A 22,172-nucleotide genomic window follows, 5' to 3' on the forward strand; every position below is an offset into this window, starting at 1 on the left:
GATACAGGCGCCGCCCCGGTGGCGCCTTTCTGCTTTCCGGTGCTGGTCAAGGCTTGCGCCGGATTTTGCACGTTTTGATTTCAGAAATTCATGATTGTCGCCCGGTCTGGACCATCGATTTATCGCGTTCGTACGGGGCTGGCGATTTCCGTGAAGGCACGGGTTTATTTTTCGTTCGAACGGGCCGATTGTCCTTTATTGCCTGACGCGAATTCATGCATTTGAATTTTAATATGGCGTTACGAAAAGTTTCTGGACTCATTCGCTGTCATTCTGTGTAAAAATGAACAATCAGGGCGCCCGGCTTTGGAGTGCATCCGAAAATCGCACTTTTCGGAGAGGACAAGCGCGAAAAACAAAAACCTGAAGCGTGTTGCCTGGAGAGAAGAAACAGAAGGGCCGCAGGCCCTGTTTGCGAACTGAAAGGAATGCTGCAATTGCCGATGCGCTTAAAGGTGATGCGATCGTCTGAAATGAATGTTTCGGGAATTGGGGCATTGGGCGGAACAGGGCGAAACGGCCTCGTCATGGCCGCCGCGCTTCTGGCCCTGACCGTCGCGGGCTGCCAGAGCACCACCACGGCGTTGAGCACGGTGGACAAGGCGCAGGGGTCGAGCGAGAACATCAGTTCCCTGACCAGCGTGATTCAGAGCAATCCGCGTGACCCGGAAGGTTACAATGTGCGCGGCTCCGCCTATGGCAAGGCCGGGCGTTACAGGGACGCGCTGCGCGACTTCGATCAGGCGATCGCGCTCAATCCGAGTTTCTATCAGGCCTATTCCAACCGCGCGCTGGTCTATCGCTACATGGGCGACACCAACAAGGCCGTGCAGGACTATGGCAAGGCGATCCAGCTCAATCCGCAATATGATGCAGCCTATGTCGGCCGCGGCAATGTCTATCGTCAGGCCGGTCGTCTCGATCAGGCGCTCAGCGATTTCAATCAGGCCATCGCCCTCCAGACGACGGACGGCCGCGCCTATCACAATCGCGGCCTGATCTATCAGGCCAAGGGCCAGCACAAGCAGGCCATCGAGGATTTCTCCAAGGCGGTTTCGCTCAACTCCACGGCGCCCGAACCGTATAACGGTCGCGGCATTTCCTACGTGGCGCTCGGCGATTACGACAATGCCTTCGACGATTTCAACACGGCGATCACGCTCGACAAGAATGTCGCGGAAAGCTGGGCCAATCAGGCGCTGGTCTACGAACACAATGGCGACAAGGCGAAAGCGGCCAATTCCTATGCCCGCGCCGTTCAGCTCGATCCGAAATACCAGCCGGCAAGGGACGGCCTGGCACGTACGCGCGGATAAGCTGCGATATATCCAAGTATTCAGAAGTGACGGCGGCGCTTGCCAAAAATGCAAGCGCCGCTTTTCTTTATGATGAGCTGGAATATATTGGATATCATGTCGCTCTTCGATCACATCGGTTTCAAAGCCCGAAATATCAATCGCAGCCTTTCATTCTATGAAAGCTGTATGCCCGAACTCGGTCTGGAAGTGATTGCCCGTTCGGGTAGCGGCTTCTTCGTCAGCGGGGGAGAGCGTGCGCCCGTTCCGTTCTTGTGGATACATGGTAGCGACGACGCGGCGGGCGACGGCGGGGACAGGCCGGGCGACCGGCTACACCTGATGTTTACTGCCGGAAGCCGCGATGCGGTGGAAGCCTTCCACCGCGCGGCCCTGGTGGCCGGCGGCAGGGATAGCGGCGGTCCCGCCTATCAGGGACCGGAAGAGATGGGCTATTACGCGGCGCTTGTTTTCGATCCCGATGGAAACACGCTGGAAGCGGGTTTTCGCGAGCGGAAAAGATAAGGTTTCAAGCCCTCAGATTGCGCTTGTCGAGACGGCTGACCAGCCGGTCGCCAATCCACTGGATGCCGCAGACCATGATGATGAGGATGATGACCACCGCGATCATGATCTGTGTTTCGAAGCGCTGGTAGCCATAGCGGATGGCAAGGTCGCCCAGACCGCCTGCGCCGATGGCGCCAGCCATGGCCGAAGCGCCGATAAGCGTGATGATGGTGACGGTGAAACCGGCAATGATGCCGGGCAGGGCTTCGGGAACCAGCACTTCGCGCACGATGGTCCAGCGGTTGGCGCCCATGGAGCGGGCGGCTTCGATGAGACCGTGATCGACCTCGCGCAGCGACACTTCCGCGATGCGCGCATAATAGGGAATCGCGGCGATCGACAGCGGCACGATGGAAGCCCAGGTGCCGATGGACGTGCCGACGATGAAGCGCGTGACGGGGATCAGCGCAACCAGAAGAATGATGAACGGCACAGAGCGGAAGCCGTTGATGATGGCGCCGAGAACGGTGTTGATGGCGAGGTTCTGGGCGAGGCCGCCGCGTTCCGTCAGGATCATGACGAGCGCCAGCGGCAGGCCGACGACGAGCGAGATCAGGCTCGAAAAGCCGGTCATGATGATGGTCTCCCAGAAGGAGCGCCAGAGAAGATCAAGCATTGCCTGAGACATAGCCGAGTACCTCCGTGGCGTCTGCATGGGTGTTGAGATAGCCGATTGCGGCTTCAAGGCCGTCCCTGTCCTGCGCGGGCAGGCCGATGAAGAGCGTACCGACCGGCTCGCCCTGGATCGTATCCATGCCGCCGTGGATCAGTTGCGGCGCAATGCCGGTTGCCGTCGCCACATCGTTGAAGAACGCGCCTTTTGCCGCTGCGCCCGAAAGCTTCACTTTGAGAATCGCCTGATCGCCCGTCTTTTCAAGACGTTCGCGCCAGATGGCGGGGAGTTCCGGCGTCAGCACCTGCAACATGCTCCGGGTGACGGGCGATTGCGGGTTGGCGAAGACTTTCCAGACCGGGCCTTCCTCGGCGATTGCACCGCGGTCGAGTACGATGACGCGGTCGGCGATGCGACGGATCACTTCCATCTCATGGGTGATGAGCAGGATGGTGAGACCGAGCTTGGTGTTGATGTCCTTCAGGAGCGCCAGAATGGACTGGGTGGTTTCCGGGTCGAGCGCCGATGTGGCCTCGTCGGACAACAGGACGGCGGGTTCCGCGGCAAGCGCGCGCGCAATGCCGACGCGCTGTTTCTGGCCGCCGGAAAGCTGTGCCGGATAATGTCCCGCCTTGTCGGAAAGGCCGACCAGTTCCAGAAGTTCCGCGACGCGCCGGGCGCGTTCGGCCTTCGGCTTGCCAGCGATCTTCAGGGGCAGGACGATGTTTTCGGCGACGGTCTTGGCGGAAAGCAGGTTGAAATGCTGGAACACCATGCCGATGCGGCGGCGCACCGGGCGGAGCGCGTCTTCACCAAGGCCGGTGATTTCATGATCTTCGATGCGGACCGAACCGGAATCGGGCTTTTCAAGGCCGTTGACGCAGCGGATCAGCGTGGATTTTCCCGCGCCGCTGCGGCCGATGATGCCGAGGATTTCACCACGCGCAACGGAAAGCGAAACGCCGTTTATGGCCGCCGTGTCGCCGAACATTCGGCGCACGTCTTTCATTTCGACGATGGGCGCGGATGCGGCGGATGGCGGGTCAATGGTCACGGTCGTTCTTCTATGCCTTGGTGGTGTGCGTTGTGGCGATGCTTTTGGGCAATTTTTTTTGCCACGTCAATAAAAGCCGCGCCGGAAAGGGGTTCCGGCGCGGCTTTTCAGGTGTGAAATATCTCAATTCCAGGCCGGAATGGCGGTGCCTTTGTAAGCGGTATCGAGCGCGGCCTTCACGGCGTCGCTCTGGAACGAGGTGACAAGATCCTTGACCCATTGCTCATTGAGGTCGTCGGTGCGCACCGCAATGAAGTTGTTGTAAGGATTGTTTTCCTTCGATTCCCAGGCAATCGCTTCCTCCTTCGTGAGACCGGCCTTGGCGGCCCAGTCATTGTTCACGACGGCGGCGTCGAGATCGTCAATCGAGCGGCCGACCACACCGGCGTCGAGCTCCTTGATCTCGATTTTCTTCGGATTTTCCGTCACATCGATGGGGGTGGCGAGAATGCCGGCTTCCGGGCGCAGCTTGATCAGGCCCTTTTCCTCGAGCACCTTGATGGCGCGGCCCTCGTTGGACGGATCGTTCGGCACACCGACGACAGCGCCTTCCTTCAGTTCGTCAAGGCTCTTGTGTTTGCGCGAATAGATGCCGATGGGCCAGACGGCGGTGTAGCCGGCGACGGAAATCTTGTAGCCGTGCTGCTTGATCTGCTCATCGAGATAGGGCTTGTGCTGGAAGGCGTTGGCGTCGATTTCCTTGCGGTCCAGAGCCTCGTTCGGCTGGTTGTAGTCGTTGAAGGTGACGAGCTCGATGTTGAGGCCGTGCTTCTTGCCCTGTTCGGCAACGGCTTTCCAGACGTCTTCGTCTTCGCCGCCCATGATGCCGACCTTGATGGCCTTGTCTTCGGCGTGGCCCGGAGCAGACGCGAAGCCGACGGTGAGGGCGGCTGCGGTGAAGAGAAGGGCTTTCAGCCCGGCGCGACGGGTGAGCGTATGGCGGGAAAGGACTGACGACATTTTGTTTTTCCTTGTCAAAAGATTCTGGAGAGCCGGTCCCGGAAAGCGATCCCTTGAGACGATCTTTCTCCCCCTGCCCACCTTATTGCCGATAATTCCCTTTTGCCGGGCAATAGACAAGGAAAATTATTTCCGAAAACCCGCATGGCGCAGCACCGAAATTGCGTTCACGGACGAGTGAGCGGATTGCCATTTCCGCTCACCCCGTTCTCGGGAATCTGGTTCTACCGATTATCCGCGATAATCATCCCGGCGGCTTTCTCGGCGATCATGAGGGTGGGCGAATTGGTGTTGCCGGAGGTGATGGTCGGCATGACGGAGGCGTCCGCGACACGCAGGCCCGCAATGCCGTTGACGCGCAGACGAGGATCGACGATAGCTTCCGCGTCCGGTCCCATGCGGCAGGTGCCGACGGGATGGAAGATCGTGGTTCCGATGTCGCCAGCCGCCTTTTCGAGCTCTTCCTGCGTTTCATAGCTTGGGCCGGGCTTAAATTCCTCCGGACGATATTTTTGCAAGGGGGCCTGCGCCACGATATGGCGGGTGAGGCGGATCGCGTCGGCGGCGACACGGCGGTCGCTTTCGGTGGCAAGATAGTTCGGCCTGATCGCCGGTTGGGTCCGGTGATCCGGCGACTTGACATGGATCGAGCCACGGCTGTCGGGGCGCAGATTGCAGACACTTGCGGTGAAGGCGGGGAAGGGGTGCACGGCCTCGCCGAACTTTTCCAGGCTCAGCGGCTGCACGTGATATTGCAGATTGGCCGTCTCGTAGGATGGATCGGACCGCGTGAAGGCCCCGAGCTGGCTTGGCGCCATCGACATCGGGCCGGACCGGCGCAGCAGATATTCAAGCCCGATCATGGCCTTGCCGACGAGCTTGCTTGCCTTTTCGTTGAGGGTTGGAATGCCGGTGACCTTGTAGGCGCAGCGCAGTTGCAGATGGTCCTGCAGGTTCTCGCCGAGCTGCCTGCGTTCCAGCTTGACCGGAATGCCTGCCTGTTGCAGCACGTCGCCGCGCCCGACGCCTGACAGTTCGAGGATCTGCGGCGATCCGACCGCGCCGGCGGCGAGGATGACCTCGCGCTTTGCCTTCACTGTGCGGGTCGTGCCGTTCTGGTCGAAGGTAACGCCCGTGGCGCGCAGTTCCTCGATCTCGATGCGGCGGACATGCGCACCGGTTTCGACGCGCAGGTTCCCGCGGTCCCGCGCCGGGCGCAGGAAAGCCTTGGCGCTGTTCCAGCGGATGCCGTGCTTCTGGTTGACCTTGAAATAGGACACGCCCTCATTGTCGCCGCGATTGAAATCATCGATGGCCGGAATACCGGCGGCAACCGCCGCATCGCGGAACGCATCGAGGACGTCCCAGTGCAGGCGGGCATTTTCGACGCGCCATTCGCCGCCCGCGCCATGCAGCTCGCTGGCGCCCTCGAAATAGTCTTCCGATTTTTTGAACAGCGGCAGCACGTCGTCCCAGCCCCAGCCCTCGCAGCCCATCTGCCGCCACAGATCGTAATCGCGCGCCTGGCCGCGCATATAGATCATGCCGTTGATGGAGGAGCACCCGCCCAGCACCTTGCCGCGCGGATAGCCGAGCGAGCGGCCATTCAGTCCGGGTTCGGCCTCGGTGGTGAAACACCAGTCGGTGCGCGGATTGCCGATGCAATAGAGATAGCCGACGGGAATGTGAATCCAGGCGTAATTATCCTTGCCGCCCGCTTCGAGCAGGAGAACGGAACGGTTCGAATCCGCTGATAGCCGGTTCGCGAGGGCGCAGCCTGCCGTACCCGCGCCAACCACGATGTAATCGTAGGTGTCGGTCATGATCTCATATCCAGTAAAAGACGGAGCCGCCGGATGCGCGGGCGGCTCCGGGATGCCGGTTATCCGAAAAGCTTCTTGCCGATCCGCGATGCGTAGAACTCCCCGACGATACCTTTTCGGAAGAGGAGGACACATGCCATGAAGATGACGCCGGTGACGATGGTGACCGGGAAATCGGAAGTTGCGAGATAGTTCTGTAGCGCGACGACGAAGGCTGCGCCGACGATGGGGCCGATGAGTGTGCCGATACCGCCGAGCAGCGTCATCAGGATCACTTCGCCCGACATCTGCCAGCCGACATCGGTCAGGGTCGCGAACTGGAAGACCAGAGCCTTAAGGCCGCCCGCAAGGCCCGCAAGCGCTGCCGACATGACGAAGGCCGCAAGCTTGTAGTGATTGACGGAAAGCCCGAGCGATATGGCGCGGTTCTCGTTTTCGCGCACCGATTTCAGGATCATGCCGAACGGCGAATTGATGATGCGCCAGATCGCGAAAATGCCGAGCACGAACACCGCCAGCACGAAGTAATACATGCTTATCGGCTGGTTGAGGTCGATGAAGCCGAACAGATGGCCGCGCGGCACGCCCTGCAACCCGTCTTCGCCGTGGGTGAAGGAGGCCTGAAGGCAGAAGAAAAAGAACATCTGCGCCAGCGCCAGCGTGATCATGGTCGAATAGATGCCCTGGCGGCGAATGGCGAGATAGCCGATGATGAGGCCGAGCACGGACGCGGCCAGCACGCCGAGCACGAGGCCCATCTCCGGCGGCACGCCCCAGACCTTCACCGCATGGGCGGTGATATAGGCCGCGCCGCCGAAGAAGGCGGCATGACCGAAGGACAGGATGCCGGTATAGCCCAGCAGCAGGTTGAAGGCGGAGGCAAACAGCGCAAAGCACAGCATCTTCATCAGGAAGATGGGGTAGACCGCAAAGGGAGCGGCCAGCAGCCCGACGAGTGCGATGCCGAGGACGACGGCGGAAAGGCCGTTCATCGTGGGCGCGGTTGCGCCGTGCGATTCCGCGGTGGTTTTCAAAGCGGTATCAGCCATATTATCAGGCCTCCTTCCCGAACAGTCCGGCGGGGCGTATCAGAAGGACGATAGCCATGATGACGAAGATGACGATGCTGGAAGCCTCTGGATAGAAGACCTTGGTCAGTCCTTCCGCCAGACCCAGCACGTAGCCGGTGATGATGGCGCCGAGGATCGACCCCATGCCGCCGACCACCACCACGGCGAAGACCACGATGATGATATTGGACCCCATGAGCGGGCTCACCTGGTAGATGGGCGCGGCCATGATGCCCGCAACACCGGCAAGGGCGGCGCCCAGAGCATAGGTGAAGGTGAGAAGCAGCGGCACGTTGATGCCGAAGGCCTTGACGAGCGTCGGATTTTCGGTTGCGGCGCGCAGATAGGCGCCGAGCTTGGTCTTTTCGATCAGGAGCCATGTGCCGATGCAGACCACGAGCGAGGCGACGACCACCCAGGCGCGATAATTCGGCAGGAACATGAAGCCGAGATTGTGCCCGCCAGCAAGTGAAGGCGGCACCGCATAGGGCTGGCCCGCCGCGCCGTAATAATAGCGGAACGTGCCTTCGATCACGAGCGCAAGCCCGAAGGTGAAAAGCAGCCCGTAGAGCGGATCGAGATTATAAAGCCGCGACAGCGCCACGCGCTCAATGATGGCGCCGCCAAGCCCGACGATGAGCGGGGCGAGGATGAGGGACGGCCAATAGCCGATGCCGAGCCAGCTCAACAGGAGATAGCCGACGAAAGCGCCCAGCATATACTGCGCGCCATGGGCAAAGTTGATGATGCGCAACAGGCCGAAGATGATGGCCAGGCCAAGGCTCAGGACGGCATAGAACGAGCCGTTGATGAGGCCGACCAGCAATTGGCCGAGGAGTGCCTGAATCGGGATGCCGAAGATCATTGTCACGTTTCAGACCCCCAATGCTTCGTTCAAGGCTGCCATGCGATTTGGCAGTTCGGCGGTCGGGAAGTTCTCCGTCACCACGCCATGATCCATGAGATAAAAGCGGTCGGCCACCTTGGCGGCGAAGCGGAAATTCTGTTCGACCAGAAGCACGGTCATGCCGCGCTTCTTCAGTTCCACCAGCACATCGCCGATGCGCTGCACGATGACGGGTGCAAGCCCTTCCGTCGGCTCGTCCAGAAGCAGCACCTTGACGCCGGTGCGCAGGATGCGCGCAATGGCCAGCATCTGCTGTTCGCCGCCCGATAGTTTGGTGCCGGGGCTGTCACGCCGCTCATGAAGGTTGGGGAAGAGTTCATAAATCTCGTCCAGAGACATGAGGCTCTGGCCACCTTTTCCGACGACCGGCGGCAGCAACAGGTTTTCGTGCACGCTCAAGGTGGCGAAGATGCCGCGCTCTTCCGGCACGAAGCCCAGCCCCGCATGGGCGATGCGATGCAGCGGCACGCGCATGATGTCACGGCCATCGAGGGTTATGGCGCCGGTGCGCTGGCGAATGATGCCCATGATCGCGCGCAGCGTCGTGGTCTTGCCGACGCCGTTGCGGCCCAGAAGCGTGATGGTTTCGCCGGGCCAGATATCGAGATCGACGCCATGCAGGGCATGGCTCTCGCCATACCAGGCATTGAGCCCGCGCACCGATAATAGCGGTTGGCCTCTGTTACTCATGTTCAGTTCCCATATAGGCGGTGCGCACGCGCTCGTCCTTCGAGACAGTGGCGTAATCGCCCGAGGCGAGAATCTCGCCGCGTTGCAGCACCGTGACGTGGTGGGCGATGTCGGCCACCACCTTGAGATTGTGTTCGACCATCAGCACCGCGCGGTCTTTCGCCACATCGGCGATGAGGGCTGCGATGGTGTGGACGTCTTCATGACCCATGCCGGCCATCGGCTCGTCGAGCAGCAGCACTTTCGGATCGAGCGCCAGCGTGGTGGCGATTTCAAGCGCGCGCTTGCGGCCATAGGACAGGTCTGCGGCCAGCGCATGGCGGGCGTCGGCAAGGCCGACCCGCTCCAGAAGCGCGATGGCTTCCGCGTCCAGCCGGTCGAGCGCTGATAGCGAGCGCCAGAACTGCGTTGCAAGGCCGTTGGGACGCTGTAGCGCCACCTTCACATTTTCCAGAACGGTCAGATGCGGGAAGGTCGCGGAAATCTGGAACGAGCGCACCAGGCCCATCCTTGCGACCCGCGCCGGATCGACCTTGGTGATGTTCTCGCCAAGCAGCGTGATTTCCCCGCTCGACGGCTGGAGAAATTTGGTCAGAAGATTGAACACGGTCGTCTTGCCGGCCCCGTTGGGGCCGATCAGGGCATGGACGCGCGCATGTTCCACATCAAGATCGACATTCTTTACCGCGTGGAAGCCGCCGAACGACTTCCCCAGGCCCCGTGCCGACAAAACGGTTCTGGCGGGCTGCCGCGGTTCTTGCGACCCTGCTTCATGCAGGGCCGCCATTGTACCAGTTGCTGCGTTCATCCAATCAGCCTCTTATTGCGTGACCAGAGGGCAGCCGCTTTCTTCCGGCTTCGTGTAAGCCTGATCGCCGGGAATGGTTGCCAGCACCTTGTAATAATCCCAGGGCGTCTTGCTTTCATCCGGCTTTTTGACTTCCATCAGATAGAGGTCGGTGACCATGCGACCGTTCGGCGTTACCTTGCCATTGCGGGCAAAGACGTCTTCCACCGGCATTTCATGCATTTTCTTGGCCACGGCTTCCGTCTCGTCGGTGCCCGCTTCCTTGATCGCCTTCAGATATTGCGTGACGGCGGAATAGGTGCCCGCCTGCACCATGTTGGGCATACGGCCCGTGCGGTCGAAGAAACGCTTGGCGAAGGCGCGGGATTCGTCGTCGCGATCCCAGTAGAAGCTTTCGGTCAGCGTCAGGCCCTGTGCTGCTTCCAGCCCCAGCCCGTGCACTTCGGCCAGCGTGAACAGGAGAGCTGCAAGACGCTGCCCGCCGGCGACGATGCCGAATTCCGCCGCCTGCTTGATGGCGTTGGACGTGTCGAGGCCCGCATTGGCAAGGCCGACGACCTTGGCGCCGGATGCCTGCGCCTGTAGCAGGAAGGACGAATAGTCCGTCGTGGCAAGCGGATGGCGAACCGCCCCCAGCACCTTGCCGCCCTTGGATTTCACGAAATTGCCGGTCTGTTCTTCCAGCGAGTAGCCGAAGGCATAATCGGCGGTCAGGAAAAACCACGAGTCGCCGCCCTGTTCGACCATGGCGCCGCCGGTGCCGACAGCCAGCGCATGGGTGTCATAGGCCCAATGGAAGCCGTAGGGCGTGCACTGCTTGCCGGTCAGTTCGGTGGTAGCGGCACCCGTGTTGATCGTGATCTTCTTCTTGTCCTTCGACAGCGCCTGCACCGCAAGGCCGACCGACGAGGTGGTCAGTTCCATGATGGAATCAACCTGTTCGGTGTCGTACCACTGGCGGGCGATGTTGGATGCGACGTCAGGCTTGTTCTGGTGGTCGGCGGTGATGATTTCGATGGGCGCGTCGAGCACCTTGCCGCCGAAATCCTCGGCAGCCATCTTGGCCGCTTCAAACGACCATTTGCCGCCGAAATCGGCATAGACGCCCGACTGGTCGTTCAGAATGCCGATCTTGACCTTGCCGTCGGAAATTTCCGCTGCCGACGAAATGGCCGTGGCGGCGAAAAGCGCTGCCGTTGCAAGTGCGAGACATTTCATGAAGTGCTCCTCCCAATAACACTCTTGGGCGCATCTCGATCCTGTTGGAACAGATCGCGCCCTATGCATTTGTTTTTGCTGCATTTGTGCGACACCGGATGTTCCCATCCGGCTGCAAAATGCTCTAAACCGTAACGGAAAAACCGTACGATATCCTCCTGCAAGCAGTCTTTTCAGACAGGGAAACGACGTATCCTCTTTGCCGCCCGCCCCTTGCTTTCGCCCGATTTGTTTTTTTCATCCGGACTTTGGAATGAAACGGTAGCATTGACAAATGCGTACAAAAACAACAATTTTTGAACATGGTCTGTGCAAAAATGTACATAACTCACAGACGGCATATCTCCATATGTTCAGAAGGGTGGAATGCGGCAATTCACATGGGACGATCTGCAGTATTTTCTGGCGGTTGCGCGCACCGGGCAGCTTTCCACGGCGGCGCGTCAGTTGCGCACCAGCCACGTCACGGTGCTGCGGCGTATCGACCGGCTGGAGCAGTCGCTTTCGACCAAGCTGTTCGAACGCAATCCGCGCGGCTATCTGCTGACGCCCATCGGCGAGAGGCTGGTGGAATCGGCGGAAGCGATGGAGCGCGAGGCGATGAAATTCCAGACCGAGGCGACCGGCAATCTGGCGGCGCTGTCGGGCGTGGTGCGGCTTTCGACGCTGGAGGGCTTCGGCAATTTCTTCCTGGCCGACCGCCTGCCGGTCCTGGCGCAATCCTATCCGAGCCTGTTCGTAGAAGTGGTGACGATCCAGCAGATCATGTCGCTGTCGCGCCGCGAGGCGGAACTGTCGATCACGCTGCATATGCCGCGCACGGGCCCCTATCACAGCGAGAAGCTGACACCCTACCGGCTGTTCATCTATGGACATCGTGACTATCTGGAGCGGCACCCGCCGATCAGGACGCGCGAGGACATGGCCCGGCATCCCTTCATCGGCTATATCGACGACATGGTCTTTACGCCCGGCCTCGACTACATGCGCGAGATTCTGCCGGGGCACCGCTGCACCTATCAGAGTTCGAGCATCCATGCGCAACTGACGGCGACGCTGACCGGCTATGGCCTGTGCGTCCTGCCTTATTATATCGCTGCCAAGCACCCGGAACTGGTGCCGGTATTGCCGCGCGAGATGCACCTTTTGCGCGAATACTGGATGAATTGCCATATCGATGTGATGGCGGCGCCGCGTATCCGTGTGCTGAGCGATTTCATGATGCGCGCCGTGCGCGAAGCCTCGGCGAGCTTTCTGGGCGAACCCCTTTTGCGGACTTGAGCGGCCCGCCGGTATGCAGGATCAGATGCTGACGCCGCCAAGCGCAAAAACGCAGGCCATCACGAGCGCGGTGAAGCCAAAGCCGATGATGAACAGGTTGAGCGATTTCATATTCTCCCCCTTTTTCCCCGGCGCGTTATGTTGAACTTCAGAGTGAATGTCTACCTAAAATTGTATGCACCACAACTAAAGTTGTAGATAAGGCTCTCAGAGCCTGTTCCAAAAGTCGCCATGAGTGGCTGCAAATGGCAATTTATCTGCGTTCTGGTGCTCATGTAGCTTTCTCTTGCGCATAATCTTATCCGAAAAGTCTGCAACTTTTTGGGATCATGCTCGGAAGTACACTCCGCTCCGGTGCTCGAAAATCACCATTTTCGCACACACATGCCGCTTTTTGAATCAGGCTCTCAGGCCGTCTCACGTTCGATGTCGCGGCGCAGAACGATTGCCGTCGTGAGGTCTTCCACGGTTTCGTGGGTGGCGATGAGGTCGCGTAACTGGTTGAGCCGGTCGATGGAGGGGACTTCCAGCTCGACGACGAGATCGAGCTGTCCACTCACCGACGATACGCGACGCACTTCCGCATGGCGCGCCAGCTCATCGAGAAGCCCAAGTGCGGGCGTGCGCTTGAGACTGACGAGGATCATGGCGCGGATGATATTGCTGTCGATCTGGCCGATATCGGCGCGATAGCCCCGAATGATGCCGCTTCTTTCGAGATTGACGACACGCTCGCCGGTCGCACTGCGGGAGAGGCCGATGCGTCCCGCGAGCGTTTTCAGCGGTATGCGCGCTTCCCTGGAGAGAATGGCCAGTATCTCCCGATCCTTCGCATCCAGTTCCCGCATGGTCCGTTCTTCCGTGCTGCCGTAAATGTGCCGGCCGATTCCGGCAAAGTGCCGGTCGGACCGGCGCCTTGTCTGATGCCTGAAATTCGTCGCCGTGCCAAGCTCCGTCTGTACCCCAACAGATAAAGCGCCCTTCATGACCGATATTTCGCATCCCGCTCCCGATTTCTCGCCGCAAGAAGCCGAAGTGCTCGCCCAGCTCCATTTCGGGGTAACGGCAACGGCTTCGCCGCTCGATAGCGAACGCGACCGCAATTTCCGCCTGAAAACCGGCAACGGATCGACGGACTGGATTCTGAAGATCGTCAATGCCAGCGAACCGCGTGTGGAAAGCGAGTTCCAGACCGCGCTTTTGCAGCATCTGGCGAAGGCCGACCCCGCTCTTGCCGTACCGCGCCTGAAGGCGAGCCTGTCCGGTGAAATCCTGGCCCTGGCCGAAAAGGGAGAAAGCGCGCGCCATGCGCTGCGTGTGGCGAGCTGGCTGCCGGGCACACCGCTTGCCGAGGTTACGCGCACCAAGGTTCTGATGGGAAATCTGGGCGGGGCGCTGGGCGAACTCGACCGTGCCTTGCAGGGTTTTATCCATCCCGGCGCCCTGCGCGATTTCGACTGGGACCTGCGCCATGCGGGCCGCGCCCGCGACCGGCTGCATTTTATCGACAAGCCCGAAGATCGCGCCGTCGTGGAGCGCTTCCTTACCCGTTTCGAGCGCGATGTGGCGCCGAGACTGCCGCTCCTGCGCGCGCAGGTGATTCACAACGACGCCAACGACTGGAACGTGCTGGTCGAGGGCCAGGACAATGAGCGCATTGCCGGGCTGATCGATTTCGGCGATGCCGTTCACACCGTGCTGATCGCCGAAGTGGCGATTGCCTGCGCCTATTCCATTCTCGACATGGAAGATCCGATCGGGGCGGCTGCCGCCCTTGCTGCCGGTTTCCATGCGAAATATCCGCTTCAGCCGCAGGAAATCGACCTGCTGTTCGATCTCATCGCCATGCGGCTTGTGACGAGCGTGACGCTGTCGGCCTCGCGCCGCGAAAAGACCGACGACAATCCCTATCTGGCGATCAGTGAAGCGCCCGCATGGCGGTTACTGCACAGGCTCGATGCGATGAATCCGCGTTTTGCCACCGCAATCCTGCGCAAGGCCTGCGGTTTCGACGCCGTTGAGGGCGCCGGCGCCGTGCGCCGCTGGATCGACGCCAATCGCAACAACTTTGCTCCCGTTGTTCGTCCCCACCCGGCGACCATGGCCAAGGCGCTGGTTCCCTATGGCGACCCGGCGCATGTGATGACGGTCGATTCCGCCGGGCAGCGCCCGCAGGAAGCAACGGCCTGGTGGGACGATTTCTGCGCCCGCAACCGCATCGAGCTTGGCATCGGGCCGTGGGGGGAAAAGCGTACCGTCTATACCGATGAAGCGTTCCGTTCCCGCTTCGTCGAAGGCGAGCGGCGTGTCCATCATCTGGGGCTAGACCTGTTCCTGCCCGCAGGTACGCCGGTTTACACGCCGCTCGCGGCGACCGTCAAAAGCGTGGAGATCGAGACAGCGCCGCTCGGCTATGGCGGTCTGATCGCACTGGAACATGAGCCGGAAGGCTGCCCGCCCTTCATCACGCTCTGGGGCCATATGGCGCATGAGGCCATGTCGCGCCTGAAGCCCGGCCAGAAGCTCGCCGCCGGTGAACTGGTCGGCCATATGGGCGACATACACCAGAATGGCGGCTGGACACCGCATCTCCACTTCCAGATTTCCACCGATACGGGCCTTACGGCGGCGGAAATTCTGGGCGTCGGCGAAAACGCCTATCTCGACGTGTGGGCCGATATTTTCCCCGATGCCGCCACGCTTGCCGATATTCCGGCGGAAGCCTTCCACCAGACCGGACGCACGCGGGCGGAGATCGTCAGCGCGCGCAAGGACATGCTGCTGCCCAACCTTTCGATTTCCTATTCCGAGCCGATCAAGTTCGTGCGCGGCGAGGGGGCGTGGCTGATCGACAATCGCGGCCGCGCTTATCTCGATTGTTTCAACAATGTCTGCCATCTCGGTCATGCGCACGCGGAAGTCGTCGAGGCGATTGCCCGACAGGCCGCGATCCTCAACACCAATACACGCTATCTGCACGACAATATCGTTTCCTATGCCGAGCGCCTGACCGCAACCCTGCCGGAAGGGCTGAGCGTGGCGTCGTTTGCCTGTTCGGGCAGCGAGGCCAACAGCCTCGCGCTTCGCATGGCGCGCGCCCGTTCCGGCCGGCACGATGCGCTGGTGCTCGACTGGGCCTATCACGGCACGACGCAGGAGCTGATCGATCTCAGCCCCTATAAATACAAGCGCAAGGGCGGCAAGGGCAGGCCGGACCATGTGTTCGAAGCCGCCATTCCCGACAGCTATCGCGCGCCGGAGGACTGGCCGCTGGAAGAACACGGCAAGCGCTTTGCCGAAAGCGTCGCCCAACAGATCGAGGCGATGAAAGCGCAGGGCCGCGCCCCGGCCTTCTTCATCGCCGAATCCATTCCGAGCGTCGCCGGGCAGGTCTTCCTGCCGGAAGGCTATCTCAAGGAAGTTTATGCCATGGTGCGCGCCGCAGGCGGCGTCTGCATCGCGGATGAGGTGCAGGTCGGGTTCGGCCGTGTCGGCAGCCACTGGTGGGCGTTCGAGATGCAGGGCGTGGCGCCCGATATCGTCACCATGGGCAAACCCATCGGCAACGGGCATCCCATGTCGGCGGTCGTGACGACCCGCGAAGTGGCCGACAGTTTCAACAACGGCATGGAATATTTCAACACGTTCGGCGGCAATCCGGTGTCCTGCGCGGCGGGGCTTGCGGTTCTGGACGTGATCGAGCGCGACGGGCTGCGCCGGAACGCGCTGGAGGTCGGCAATTATCTCATCGACGGGTTCCGCTCGATGCAGGAGCGCTTCGACATTATCGGCGATGTGCGCGGGCAGGGGCTGTTCCTCGGCATCGAGCTGGTCACGGATCGCAAGACGAAGGAACCGGCAACGGCAATCGCCAGGAAGATAAACGACGGCGCGCGCGAACGCGGCATTCTGATGGGAACCGAAGGTCCGTTCGACAATGTGCTGAAGATGCGCCCGCCAATGATCTTCAGCCGCGCCAATGCCGATCATCTGCTGAGCGTTCTGGAGGATAGCTTCGCGGCTGCTTTGAAGTAGTGCGAATTCGACGGGAATAACAACAAGCCCGGCGGCAGACCCCGCCGGGCAACGGATCGGCTTTGTCCAGGGTCAGGGCCGAAAACATGGGAGGAGGAACAATGAAGAATATTCTTTTGGGTTCGCTGTTGGCGGCTGGCTTTGCGCTGCCTGCTCAAAGCGGCGCATTGGCGGACACGCTTGAGACCGTCAAGGAACGCGGCAAGGTCAATTGCGGCGTCAGCCAGGGTGTCGCGGGATTTTCGTCGCCCGACGATCAGGGCAAGTGGACCGGCTTCGACATCGATTTCTGCCGCGCCGTTTCGGCAGCGGTGTTCGGCGATCCCGACAAGGTGAGCTTCATTCCGCTTTCGACCAAGGAGCGGTTCACCGCGCTGCAATCGGGCACGGTCGACCTGCTGTCGCGCCAGACCACCTGGACGCTTTCGCGTGACGCGGGCATGGGCGTCCATTTCGTCGGCACGGCCTATTATGACGGGCAGGGCTTCATGATCCGCAAGGATCTGGGCGTCGATAGCGCCCTGAAGCTCGACGGCGCATCGGTCTGCACCGAGCAGGGCACGACGACCGAGCAGAACGCCGCCGATTATTTCAGCGCCAACGACATCAAATATGAGCCGGTGGTGATCGATTCCGCCGACGGCATTCTCAAGGCTTTCGAAACGGGACGTTGCGATGTCTATACGACCGATGCGTCCGCACTTTATGCGCAGCGCCTCAAGCTGGCCGAACCGGACGCCTATGCCGTGCTGCCGGAAGTGATTTCCAAGGAGCCGCTCGGCCCCGCGGTCCGGCAAGGCGACGACAAGTGGTTCAACATCGTTCGCTGGTCTTTGTTCGCGCTGCTGGAAGCGGAGGAACTTGGCATCAGTCAGGCATCGGCGAAGGCCGATCTCGATTCGAAAAAGCCGGACGTTCGCCGCTTCCTCGGAGCGGAAGGCGATAGCGGCCAGCAACTCGGCCTTGAGCCGAAATGGGCCTATAACATCGTGACGAACATTGGCAATTACGGCGAGATGTTCGAGCGTACCATCGGCAAGGACAGCCTGCTCAAGATCGACCGGGGCATCAACGCGCTCTGGAACAAGGGCGGGCTGATGTATGCGCCGCCGGTGAAGTAAACACGAACAAGTCTTTGGTGACAGAGCCCCGGTTTGCCGGGGCTCCGTTGTTTTACTTCTGTTTGGCGAGGCCCTGTTCGCGCATCTGGCTGAGGCTCATCTTCGGCGACAGCGCCTCGGGGTCGATGCGAATTTCGATAAGGCCCGGCTTGCCGGACTTTTCGCAAGCCTCGAAGGCAGGCGCGAAGTCGGCGGTTTTCTCCACCACTTCCCCATGCAGGCCATAGGCGCGGGCAAGCGCCGCGAAATCGGGATTGGCAAGGCCGGTGCCCGAGACGCGGCCCGGATAGGTGCGCTCCTGATGCATACGGATCGTGCCGTACATGCCGTTGTTCACCACGATGAAGATCGCATTGGCACCATATTGCGCGGCGGTGGCCAGTTCCTGCCCGTTCATCATGAAGCAGCCGTCACCGGCAAAAGCCACCACCGTGCGTTCGGGCGCTGTGAGCTTGGCTGCAACCGCCGCCGGTACGCCGTAACCCATCGAACCGTTGGTGGGAGCCAACTGGCTGCGATAGGTGCGATACTGGTAGAAGCGATGCGGCCAGGCGGAATAATTGCCTGCGCCATTGGTGATGACAGCATCGGCGGGCAGATGCGCGCGCAACCATTCCATCACTTCACCCATCTGCACATTGCCGGGGATGACGGGCGACTGGATATTGTCGCGATAGTCGGCATTGGCGCTGTCCGTCCATGCCTTCCAGCGCGGATCGGCAATCGGCGCAAGCCTTGCCGCCGCCGCGCAAAAAGCGGGCATACTGGCATTGACCGGGATGTCGGCATGATAGACGCGGCCAAGCTCTTCCGCGCCGGGATGAATATGGACGAGTTTCTGCTGCGGCGCCGGGATGCCGACCAGTTCGTAACCCTGCGTCGTCATCTCGCCAAGGCGGGCGCCGACGACGATCAGGAGATCGGATTCCTTCACGCGCTGGGCAAGCGTCGGGCTGATCGAGGTCCCCATTTCGCCCGCATAAAGCGGATGGGTGTTGTCGAACATATCCTGACAGCGGAACGATGCTGCAACAGGCAGGTGCATGTTCTCGGCGAATTTTTGCAGGTCGCCGACGGCTTCCGCATTCCAGCCGCCGCCGCCGACGATGACCAGTGGGCGCTCGGCCTTTTGAAGAAGCGCCTGCATGTCCTGCAACTGGTCGGCGCCGGGATGCATCTGGACCTGCTTATAGGCCGGGGCGTCGCTGACGGCGGCATAGGAGGTCAGCATGTCTTCCGGCAATGCGATCACCACCGGGCCGGGGCGTCCGTTGACGGCGCGGTGAAAGGCCTGGCTGACGAGTTCGGGAATGCGCGCGGCATCGTCGATCTGAACGACCCATTTGGCCATCTGGCCGAACATGCGGCGGTAATCGATTTCCTGAAACGCCTCGCGCTCCACCTGATCGCTGGCGACCTGACCGATGAACAGAAGCATCGGCGTCGAATCCTGAAACGCCGTGTGCACGCCGATGGAGGCGTTTGTCGCGCCGGGGCCGCGCGTGACGAAGCAGATGCCCGGCTTGCCGGTCAGCTTGCCATAGGCTTCCGCCATATAGGCCGCGCCGCCTTCCTGCCGGCAGACGATGAGGTCGATCGCGTCGCTGGCGTCATGGAAGGCGTCGAGCGCGGCGAGATAGCTTTCGCCGGGCACGCAGAAGACCCGGTCCGCGCCATGGATGCGCAGCGTATCCACCAGAATCCGCCCCCCGGTGCGGGCATTGGGTTTGCTCGTCATTTTATGCATTTCCTCAATCTCACCATCTCTGGTCCTCCTGTGCCTACCTCCCGGTCAAGCGGGTCGATATGAACATAGCCAGCGGTCCGAATACAGATTAAACATCATGACTAAACTGTATGAACTCATGATATGCCGGTATGGAGGAAATTGTGATGGCCAGCGAAAAGACGGGCGATATCCGCATCGGTATCGGCGGCTGGGCCTATGAGCCGTGGGACGAGAGCTTTTATCCTGAAAAGCTGGCGAAGAAGCGCCAGCTCGAATATGCGTCGGGCAAGCTTACTTCGATCGAGATCAACTCGACCTATTACGGACCGCAAAAGCCTGCGACATTTGCCAGATGGCGTGACGAAACCCCGGAAGGCTTTGTGTTTTCGCTGAAGGCGCCGCGCTTTTCCACCAATCGCCGTGTTCTGGCGGAAGCCGGTGAAAGCATCGAGCGGTTCATGACCGGCGGCATGATGGAACTGAAGGACAAGCTCGGCGTGGTCAACTGGCAGTTCATGGGAACGAAGAAGTTCGATCCGGTCGATTTCGAGGCTTTCCTGAAGCTTCTGCCGAAACGTGTCGACGGGCGCGATGTCCGCCATGCGGTGGAAGTGCGCCATGACAGTTTCAATTCACCGGAATTCATCGCGCTGTTGCGCGAATACGGCGTGGCGGTGGTGATTGCAGGCGACAGCCATTTTCCGCAATTTGCCGATATGACGGCGCCGTTCACCTATCTGCGCATCATGGGCACGAAGGAAGGCGAGGCGCTCGGCTATAGCGAAAACCAGCTCGATCAATGGGCGGGCCGCGCCGGGGCGATCGCTGCGGGACAGCTTCCCGAAGGGCTGAAGACGGTTACGCCGCCTGTGGCCGACAATGTGGCGCGCGATGTCTATCTCTATGTCATCAGCGGCTATAAGGCGCATAATCCGCACGCGGCCATGGCCTTGATCGAACGGACAAAATGATGCCTCGTGGCGGCTCCTGATTTCATCTGAGTCGCCTGAGCCATCATGTCAAAATTCGATCTTTCCGCCGCCGAAGCCTTCGTTGCCACCATTCCGCACAATTATAAAGGTCCGGGCGGCGCGGTTGCCGTGCTGAAAGATGGCGAGGTCGTGCTGCGTCACGCATGGGGCTTTGCCGACCTTGCCGCCCGCAAGACCATGACGCCCGAAACGCGTATGCCGATCTGTTCGGTCAGCAAGCAATTCACCTGCGCCGTGCTTCTCGACAGTGTGGGAGAACCGGAAGTCCTGGACGATGCGCTTGCCGCCTATCTGGACAAGTTTGCGGAAAAGCGCCCCGGCGTGCGCGATCTGTGCAACAACCAGTCGGGCCTGCGCGATTACTGGGCGCTGTCCGTTCTGTGCGGGGCCGACCCGGAAGGCGTCTTTGTGTCCGAACAGGCACAAAGCCTGCTGCGACGGCTGAAGACGACGCATTTTGCGCCGGGTACGCATTATTCCTACTGCAACGGCAATTTCCGCATCCTCGCCGACCTGATCGAAAGCCATACGGGTCGTTCGCTGGTCGAGCTTCTGTCGGAGCGGATTTTCCGGCCAGCGGGCATGAAGACGGCAGAGCTTATCCCCGATACGGCGCTGTTCGACGAATGCACCGGTTATGAGGGCGATACGGTGCGCGGCTTCCTGCCTGCCGTCAACCGTATCCACTGGATGGGCGATGCGGGCATTTGCGCCTCGCTTGACGACATGATCGCCTGGGAGCAGTTCATCGATGCGACGCGTGACGACGAGAACGGTCTTTATCGTCGTCTGAGCGGCAAGCAGACATTCAGCGACGGCGCGCCCGCGCCGTACGGGCTGGGGCTGAAATTCGAGGAAGCGGGCGGCAAGCGGCTGACCGGCCATGGCGGCGCGCTGCGCGGCTGGCGCTGCCAGCGCTGGCATTGCGCCGACGAACGTGTCTCGACAATCGTCATGTTCAATTTCGAGGGCGGCGCTTCCGATGCCGCCTTCAAGCTGATGAATCTGGCGCTGGGTGTTCCGCAGCCGGCGGAACGGGCGCGTGTCGAAGCGGATGCCGGCTGGTTCGGCTCGTGGCTCGACCATGAAACGGGTCTGGTGCTCAGCCTCGAAGATGCCGGACGCGGGCGCATGAAGGCGCGCTTCGGCACCGGGCCGGAAGTGATGGATGTAGTGAGTGCAAACGAGGCGCGTTCATCCATGACCACGATCCTACGCGACGGCGACACGATCCGTCTCATGCGGGACGATGAAAACCTGCGCCTGACGATGCAGCGCCTCCGCGGCGAGGCGAAACGTGATATCGTCGGCCGTTATCGCAGCGACGAGTTGGAGGCCGACCTGCTGCTCGTTTCCGAGGGCGGGGCGATGTACGGCGCCTTCGAGGGTTTCCTTGGCAAGAGCGATATGTATCCGCTCTATGCGGCAGGCCCCGATGTCTGGCTGTTGCCGGTGCAGCGCTCGATGGATGCGCCGTCGCCGGGCGAGTGGAAACTTGTCTTCCACCGCGACGCCGACGGCGAAATCGCGGGCGTGACGGTCGGCTGCTGGCTGGCGCGGCATGTGGACTACAGGAGAATTCGGGAATGAGCGAACTGAAAGTCAGAACCCGCGAAACCGGCGCCGTTGCGAAAATGGCGGCGGGAAAATTGCCTGTCATCACCACGCCGACCGGCGGGACGGTCGAGATCGTCACCAGCGTCAGCCAGCCGGGCTTCAATCCGCTCGACCTCATCTATTCGTCGGTCGCGGCCTGCATGGCATTGAGCGCCCGCATTGCGGCAGGAAAACTCGAATTGCGCGACAGGCTCTCCGATCTTCGGGTCGAAGTGAAAGGCGAGAAGGCGCATGAAGAACCGTCCCGCATCGAGCGGTTCGATATTGCTTTTCATTTCGAAGGCGATCTGACCGACGACGAGAAACACCGCATCGCAAAAATGGCCAAGCAGATTTGCACGATCAGCAACACATTGCGCGGCGATCCGCAGTTTACTCTGACCGTACGGTAA

19 protein-coding genes are annotated in these 22,172 nt (G+C 60.9%); 8 read left to right on the forward strand and 11 right to left on the reverse strand.

What is annotated here, in order from left to right:
- The first annotated feature begins 428 nt into the window (after positions 1 to 428).
- Complete coding sequence (locus FHS76_RS14955; protein WP_183654264.1) at positions 429 to 1,316, forward strand: tetratricopeptide repeat protein; 888 nt, start codon at positions 429 to 431, stop codon at positions 1,314 to 1,316.
- A gap of 96 nt (positions 1,317 to 1,412) precedes the next feature.
- Complete coding sequence (locus tag FHS76_RS14960; protein WP_183654267.1) at positions 1,413 to 1,820, forward strand: VOC family protein; 408 nt, start codon at positions 1,413 to 1,415, stop codon at positions 1,818 to 1,820.
- A 4-nt stretch (positions 1,821 to 1,824) separates the two neighbouring features.
- On the opposite strand, the gene FHS76_RS14965 is transcribed toward FHS76_RS14960, so the two are convergent.
- The 9 genes from FHS76_RS14965 to FHS76_RS15005 all read right to left on the reverse strand — a co-directional run bounded on the left by FHS76_RS14965 (position 1,825) and on the right by FHS76_RS15005 (position 11,005).
- Positions 1,825 to 2,490, reverse strand: coding sequence for a methionine ABC transporter permease (locus FHS76_RS14965; protein ID WP_183654270.1), 666 nt, complete (start codon positions 2,488 to 2,490; stop codon positions 1,825 to 1,827).
- Positions 2,471 to 3,529, reverse strand: a complete 1,059-nt coding sequence (locus tag FHS76_RS14970; protein WP_183654273.1) for a methionine ABC transporter ATP-binding protein — start codon at positions 3,527 to 3,529, stop codon at positions 2,471 to 2,473. The genes FHS76_RS14965 and FHS76_RS14970 overlap by 20 nt, the downstream gene beginning before the upstream one ends.
- A 123-nt stretch (positions 3,530 to 3,652) precedes the next feature.
- Entirely contained in the window at positions 3,653 to 4,489 is an 837-nt protein-coding gene (locus tag FHS76_RS14975) for a MetQ/NlpA family ABC transporter substrate-binding protein (protein WP_183654276.1), read from the reverse strand.
- A 224-nt stretch (positions 4,490 to 4,713) separates the two neighbouring features.
- Positions 4,714 to 6,312 (reverse strand): GMC family oxidoreductase, encoded by a 1,599-nt coding sequence (locus tag FHS76_RS14980; RefSeq protein WP_183654279.1) that lies wholly within the window; start codon positions 6,310 to 6,312, stop codon positions 4,714 to 4,716.
- A 59-nt stretch (positions 6,313 to 6,371) separates the two neighbouring features.
- Positions 6,372 to 7,361, reverse strand: a complete 990-nt coding sequence (locus tag FHS76_RS14985; protein ID WP_183654282.1) for a branched-chain amino acid ABC transporter permease — start codon at positions 7,359 to 7,361, stop codon at positions 6,372 to 6,374.
- Between the two features lie 4 nt (positions 7,362 to 7,365).
- Complete coding sequence (locus FHS76_RS14990) at positions 7,366 to 8,253, reverse strand: branched-chain amino acid ABC transporter permease (protein WP_183654285.1); 888 nt, start codon at positions 8,251 to 8,253, stop codon at positions 7,366 to 7,368.
- 3 nt (positions 8,254 to 8,256) lie between these two features.
- Positions 8,257 to 8,979: an ABC transporter ATP-binding protein gene (locus FHS76_RS14995; protein WP_183654287.1), complete on the reverse strand. Its 723-nt coding sequence runs from the start codon at positions 8,977 to 8,979 to the stop codon at positions 8,257 to 8,259.
- Positions 8,972 to 9,787 (reverse strand): ABC transporter ATP-binding protein, encoded by an 816-nt coding sequence (locus FHS76_RS15000; RefSeq protein WP_183654289.1) that lies wholly within the window; start codon positions 9,785 to 9,787, stop codon positions 8,972 to 8,974. Before FHS76_RS15000 ends, FHS76_RS14995 begins: the two co-directional genes overlap by 8 nt.
- A 12-nt stretch (positions 9,788 to 9,799) precedes the next feature.
- The gene (locus FHS76_RS15005) at positions 9,800 to 11,005 is read right to left on the reverse strand and encodes an ABC transporter substrate-binding protein (RefSeq protein WP_183654291.1); all 1,206 of its coding nucleotides are present in this window, start codon (positions 11,003 to 11,005) and stop codon (positions 9,800 to 9,802) included.
- 366 nt (positions 11,006 to 11,371) lie between these two features.
- Here FHS76_RS15005 and FHS76_RS15010 point away from each other — a divergent pair, with 366 nt between their 5' ends.
- Positions 11,372 to 12,286 carry a LysR family transcriptional regulator gene (locus FHS76_RS15010; RefSeq protein WP_183654293.1) on the forward strand — a complete coding sequence of 305 codons (915 nt, stop codon included), beginning with the start codon at positions 11,372 to 11,374 and terminating at the stop codon, positions 12,284 to 12,286.
- Between the two features lie 407 nt (positions 12,287 to 12,693).
- Here the strand turns inward: FHS76_RS15010 and FHS76_RS15015 are convergent, their stop codons facing one another.
- Positions 12,694 to 13,134, reverse strand: coding sequence for an Lrp/AsnC family transcriptional regulator (locus tag FHS76_RS15015; RefSeq protein ID WP_183654295.1), 441 nt, complete (start codon positions 13,132 to 13,134; stop codon positions 12,694 to 12,696).
- A 136-nt stretch (positions 13,135 to 13,270) separates the two neighbouring features.
- Here FHS76_RS15015 and FHS76_RS15020 point away from each other — a divergent pair, with 136 nt between their 5' ends.
- A complete protein-coding gene (locus FHS76_RS15020; RefSeq protein WP_183654298.1) occupies positions 13,271 to 16,321 on the forward strand; it encodes an aminotransferase class III-fold pyridoxal phosphate-dependent enzyme in 3,051 nt (1,016 codons plus the stop codon).
- Between the two features lie 101 nt (positions 16,322 to 16,422).
- The gene (locus tag FHS76_RS15025) at positions 16,423 to 17,442 is read left to right on the forward strand and encodes an amino acid ABC transporter substrate-binding protein (protein WP_183654301.1); all 1,020 of its coding nucleotides are present in this window, start codon (positions 16,423 to 16,425) and stop codon (positions 17,440 to 17,442) included.
- Positions 17,443 to 17,494: 52 nt separating this feature from the next.
- On the opposite strand, the gene FHS76_RS15030 is transcribed toward FHS76_RS15025, so the two are convergent.
- Positions 17,495 to 19,180, reverse strand: coding sequence for a thiamine pyrophosphate-binding protein (locus FHS76_RS15030; RefSeq protein ID WP_183654304.1), 1,686 nt, complete (start codon positions 19,178 to 19,180; stop codon positions 17,495 to 17,497).
- Between the two features lie 155 nt (positions 19,181 to 19,335).
- On the opposite strand from FHS76_RS15030, the gene FHS76_RS15035 reads away from it, so the two are divergent.
- Genes FHS76_RS15035 through FHS76_RS15045 form a run of 3 tightly spaced genes read left to right on the forward strand, consistent with a single transcriptional unit; the run spans position 19,336 to position 22,172 of the window.
- Complete coding sequence (locus tag FHS76_RS15035; protein ID WP_183654307.1) at positions 19,336 to 20,142, forward strand: DUF72 domain-containing protein; 807 nt, start codon at positions 19,336 to 19,338, stop codon at positions 20,140 to 20,142.
- Between the two features lie 45 nt (positions 20,143 to 20,187).
- The gene (locus FHS76_RS15040) at positions 20,188 to 21,753 is read left to right on the forward strand and encodes a D-aminopeptidase (protein WP_183654310.1); all 1,566 of its coding nucleotides are present in this window, start codon (positions 20,188 to 20,190) and stop codon (positions 21,751 to 21,753) included.
- A complete protein-coding gene (locus FHS76_RS15045) occupies positions 21,750 to 22,172 on the forward strand; it encodes an OsmC family protein (RefSeq protein WP_183654313.1) in 423 nt (140 codons plus the stop codon). Before FHS76_RS15040 ends, FHS76_RS15045 begins: the two co-directional genes overlap by 4 nt.

It is taken from the genome of Brucella daejeonensis (genome assembly GCF_014199265.1).
GTDB lineage: Bacteria > Pseudomonadota > Alphaproteobacteria > Rhizobiales > Rhizobiaceae > Brucella > Brucella daejeonensis.

What these genes read in the sequence shown, in the direction of transcription:
- FHS76_RS14980 (WP_183654279.1), bottom strand. Translation starts at nt 6,312, where the DNA reads ATGACCGACACCTACGATTACATCGTGGTTGGCGCGGGTACGGCAGGC.
- FHS76_RS15030 (WP_183654304.1), bottom strand. Translation starts at nt 19,180, where the DNA reads ATGACGAGCAAACCCAATGCCCGCACCGGGGGGCGGATTCTGGTGGAT.
- FHS76_RS14965 (WP_183654270.1), bottom strand. Translation starts at nt 2,490, where the DNA reads ATGTCTCAGGCAATGCTTGATCTTCTCTGGCGCTCCTTCTGGGAGACC.
- FHS76_RS15005 (WP_183654291.1), bottom strand. Translation starts at nt 11,005, where the DNA reads ATGAAATGTCTCGCACTTGCAACGGCAGCGCTTTTCGCCGCCACGGCC.
- FHS76_RS15025 (WP_183654301.1), top strand. Translation starts at nt 16,423, where the DNA reads ATGAAGAATATTCTTTTGGGTTCGCTGTTGGCGGCTGGCTTTGCGCTG.
- FHS76_RS14995 (WP_183654287.1), bottom strand. Translation starts at nt 8,979, where the DNA reads ATGAGTAACAGAGGCCAACCGCTATTATCGGTGCGCGGGCTCAATGCC.
- FHS76_RS15045 (WP_183654313.1), top strand. Translation starts at nt 21,750, where the DNA reads ATGAGCGAACTGAAAGTCAGAACCCGCGAAACCGGCGCCGTTGCGAAA.
- FHS76_RS14955 (WP_183654264.1), top strand. Translation starts at nt 429, where the DNA reads ATGCTGCAATTGCCGATGCGCTTAAAGGTGATGCGATCGTCTGAAATG.
- FHS76_RS15020 (WP_183654298.1), top strand. Translation starts at nt 13,271, where the DNA reads ATGACCGATATTTCGCATCCCGCTCCCGATTTCTCGCCGCAAGAAGCC.
- FHS76_RS14985 (WP_183654282.1), bottom strand. Translation starts at nt 7,361, where the DNA reads ATGGCTGATACCGCTTTGAAAACCACCGCGGAATCGCACGGCGCAACC.
- FHS76_RS15010 (WP_183654293.1), top strand. Translation starts at nt 11,372, where the DNA reads ATGCGGCAATTCACATGGGACGATCTGCAGTATTTTCTGGCGGTTGCG.
- FHS76_RS14975 (WP_183654276.1), bottom strand. Translation starts at nt 4,489, where the DNA reads ATGTCGTCAGTCCTTTCCCGCCATACGCTCACCCGTCGCGCCGGGCTG.
- FHS76_RS15000 (WP_183654289.1), bottom strand. Translation starts at nt 9,787, where the DNA reads ATGAACGCAGCAACTGGTACAATGGCGGCCCTGCATGAAGCAGGGTCG.
- FHS76_RS15035 (WP_183654307.1), top strand. Translation starts at nt 19,336, where the DNA reads ATGGCCAGCGAAAAGACGGGCGATATCCGCATCGGTATCGGCGGCTGG.
- FHS76_RS14960 (WP_183654267.1), top strand. Translation starts at nt 1,413, where the DNA reads ATGTCGCTCTTCGATCACATCGGTTTCAAAGCCCGAAATATCAATCGC.
- FHS76_RS15040 (WP_183654310.1), top strand. Translation starts at nt 20,188, where the DNA reads ATGTCAAAATTCGATCTTTCCGCCGCCGAAGCCTTCGTTGCCACCATT.
- FHS76_RS15015 (WP_183654295.1), bottom strand. Translation starts at nt 13,134, where the DNA reads ATGCGGGAACTGGATGCGAAGGATCGGGAGATACTGGCCATTCTCTCC.